This window comes from Pediococcus sp. (assembly GCF_003533255.1).
In the GTDB taxonomy this organism is placed as follows: domain Bacteria; phylum Bacillota; class Bacilli; order Lactobacillales; family Lactobacillaceae; genus Pediococcus; species Pediococcus parvulus.
Genome location: NZ_DOEM01000022.1, coordinates 1 through 3,189 on the forward strand (window position 1 = coordinate 1; position 3,189 = coordinate 3,189).

Below are 3,189 nucleotides of genomic sequence, written 5' to 3' on the forward strand. Positions count from 1 at the left end.
ACCATCCCTGCGTGTGGAGTAGTAGCTACGATAGTCAAACGATTCCTAACCCGAATCATTCGACTATCTATGCTAATGCTCATAAACTACCGCTCTCTTTAACACTCTTTTTTATACAAACTGAATCAAACTCATCACAATCGGCACAACCACTATAAACAAAATTGTACTTGTCGTTACCAAGTTTGTCGCAAACTTCACATCACCATGCGACTCGTTCGCCAATATTGGCATTACCGCCAAACCTGGTGCCGCCGCCTGCACAATCAACGTCTGCATTTCCATCGTTGGAATTGCATGCCCCATACTTGCTCCCCACATAATCAACATCGTGATCACAATTGGTGACAACACAAATCGACCCAACAACGCAAAAATCGTATCTTTATCAAAATTAATACTCTTCAAACCGGCATCCGCCAACACAATCCCGATATAAATCAAGGACAATGGTGTAACCAAATTACCAACATAAGTTAATGTATTATTTGCCCATTCTGGCACCGGCAAACTCAAAATCAACCAAACTAACGCAACCAAAAAGCCTAACAATGGTGGTGGCAAAAGTTTCTTCCAGTTAAAGTTACCAGAACCTTTTTCACCCTTCTTCTTCGTTGGATCATCGTTTGAAATCAAGAACACACCAAATGCCCAAGTCGAAACGGTATTAGTAACATAATAAACCAAGAAATATGGCAAACTAACTGATCCAAACAACGCAATATTTAAAGGTAGCCCAATAAAAATGGTGTTCGCATTCACAACGGTATTCATAAAAATTCCACGCCGTCCTGGACGCACTCGCAAAACCTTTACGGCCAACCAAGCGATGATGTAGCCAATAATGACCCCACCAAATGAATAAATTAAGCCACTCGAAAGACTAATTAATTTATTCAAAGTTAGGTACTTCATTACAGATACAAAGATTGAAGCTGGTAAAGCCACATTCATAATCAATTTTGAGATGCTGCCACTAAAGTTATCATCAAACCAGCCAATTCGGCGGAGTAAATAACCTAGGGCCATCATTAGTAAAATTGTCACAATACTTTCAACAGAAGTTATAAAAGCCATGATAATCCTTCCTCTACTTAAATTCTTTTATTTTTAATACTTAGGTTCCCATTTCACATCGTTAATAGCCTTATCAACATCTGAAATAGATTCCTGATTCAATTTTTGATCCACAGCACTTTGAGCAACGGCCTTTGCTACTGTAAACGAGAATTGATCAAGTTTGGAAACAGGAGGTAAAACAGCTGCTCCTGGTTTGTTACCATCCACAATACCACCTAATGAATGAGCAGCTTGTGAGATCATTTCATCATTTAATACTTTTGCAGTTGAAGCAATGACACCTAAACCTAATCCAGGATAAACTAACGCATTGTTAGCCTGACCGATTTGGTAAGTAACACCATTGTAGGCAACGTCTGCGGCTGGAATTCCAGTTGCAACCAAAGCCTTACCATCACTCCACTTGATCAAATCTTCAGCCTTTGCTTCTGCAAGCTTTGTTGGATTTGATAATGGAAAGATAATTGGACGGTCAGTATGAGCAGCCATTTCTTTCACAACAGCTTCCGTAAAGGTCCCTGGTTGAGTTGATGTTCCCACCAAAATGGTTGGGTGAATGGCTTTAACAGCAGCTTCAAGCGTTGTTAATTCATCAGCATTGGCAAATTCTGAACGTGAACGTGCAAATGGTTTTTGTTCTGGTGTCAAAGTTTGGTCATCATCAAACAGCAAACCTTGTTTGTCCACCATATAGAAGTGTTTCTTAGCCTCTTCTGCAGATAAACCTTGTTGCAAGAACTCGTCGTAAATTCGTTTCGTAATACCAGCACCGGCAGTTCCTGCTCCGTATGACAAGTAAACTTGATCAGTCATCTTTTGTTTTGAAATATTCAAAGCACCAAGAATCCCAGCTAACACAATGATTCCAGTTCCCTGAATATCATCATTAAATGTGGTGATCTGGTCCTTGTACTTGTTCAAGATATTAGCAGCATTATCACGGCCAAAATCTTCAAAATGCAAGTACAGCTTAGGGAATAAGTCTTCAGCAGTATTCACAAACTGATCAACAAATTTGTAATAACGATCGCCAGTAATACGTTCGTGACGATTACCAAGGTACATAGGATTCTTTAACAAATCTTGATTGTTAGTACCTACATCAAGCACAACAGGCATTACTTGGCTAGGATCGATGCCGGCAGCAGCAGTATAAACCATGAGTTTACCAACCGAGATATCAACCCCGTTTGTGCCCCAGTCGCCAATGCCTAAGATTCCTTCAGCATCGGTTACCACGATCAAACGAATGTCGCGACCATCAGCGGCATTCTTCAATGAAGCTTTCATGCTGTCAGGATCATCGATTGACAAGAAAACGGCATTTTGTGATTGAATAAATAAATCACTGTAATTTTCGATGGTGTCGGCGATCGTTGGATCATACACAATTGGCATGAACTCGACAACGTGTTGACTAAACAATTTGTAAAACAAAACACGATTCTCGTTGAAGATTTCCATTAAGAAAATCCGTTTTTCTAAATCACTAGTTTTTGTTTGTAATTGGGCATAAGTTTGTTTAGCTTGATCATCCAAGGTTTGGACATAAGGTGGTAATAAACCAACCAAACCAAGTGATTGACGCTCTTTTTCAGTAAAAGCAGTACCTTTATTTTCAAAAGGATTATTTAAAATTTCTACAGGACTTTTTGTCATATTCATAACCTCCAGTTACTTACTTTTTGTTCTCAACGAAAGGTCACTATACACGCCTGAAAAAACTATAGTCAAATCTTTAAGAATGTATTAAAAAATCTAATAAGCTTTATGGAAAGCCTAATAATATCACGGCTGACCATTAGTAAAGTTTTTTAGTACTTTTAGATAGGATTTAATAGTCCAAAAAGTTATAATAAAAATAGTAAAGAAATAGACCGGAAAAAGCAGAGGAGGAATAATTATGAGTAAAAAACTGACAAAATCATCAGATAAGATGATTGCAGGGGTAGTTGGTGGCTTTGCAGAATATATGGGAATAGATAAGACATTGGCACGAGTACTTTACGCGGCAATTTCAATCCCAGGATTTTTCCCATGTATTATTTTGTACATTGTGGCGGCATGGGTGATGCCGGAAAAAAATTAGTGAGCGGATTGAGACGGGTT

Annotated in this window: 3 protein-coding genes; 1 reads left to right on the plus strand and 2 read right to left on the minus strand. The window is 38.7% G+C overall.

Annotated features, from left to right (window positions below; translation table 11 throughout):
- Positions 1-111 precede the first annotated feature (111 nt).
- Both DD627_RS05405 and DD627_RS05410 read right to left on the minus strand, forming a co-directional pair.
- The gene (locus DD627_RS05405) at positions 112-1,077 is read right to left on the minus strand and encodes an AEC family transporter (RefSeq protein WP_260274695.1); all 966 of its coding nucleotides are present in this window, start codon (positions 1,075-1,077) and stop codon (positions 112-114) included.
- A gap of 33 nt (positions 1,078-1,110) precedes the next feature.
- Positions 1,111-2,739, minus strand: coding sequence for a malolactic enzyme (locus DD627_RS05410; RefSeq protein WP_057784561.1), 1,629 nt, complete (start codon positions 2,737-2,739; stop codon positions 1,111-1,113).
- A 244-nt stretch (positions 2,740-2,983) separates the two neighbouring features.
- On the opposite strand from DD627_RS05410, the gene DD627_RS05415 reads away from it, so the two are divergent.
- The gene (locus DD627_RS05415) at positions 2,984-3,169 is read left to right on the plus strand and encodes a PspC domain-containing protein (RefSeq protein WP_057784560.1); all 186 of its coding nucleotides are present in this window, start codon (positions 2,984-2,986) and stop codon (positions 3,167-3,169) included.
- Positions 3,170-3,189: the final 20 nt, after the last annotated feature.

Bases quoted from the DNA above. Each gene is read 5' to 3' on its own strand.
- DD627_RS05405 (WP_260274695.1), bottom strand. From the start codon at position 1,077: ATGGCTTTTATAACTTCTGTTGAAAGTATTGTGACAATTTTACTAATG.
- DD627_RS05410 (WP_057784561.1), bottom strand. From the start codon at position 2,739: ATGACAAAAAGTCCTGTAGAAATTTTAAATAATCCTTTTGAAAATAAA.
- DD627_RS05415 (WP_057784560.1), top strand. From the start codon at position 2,984: ATGAGTAAAAAACTGACAAAATCATCAGATAAGATGATTGCAGGGGTA.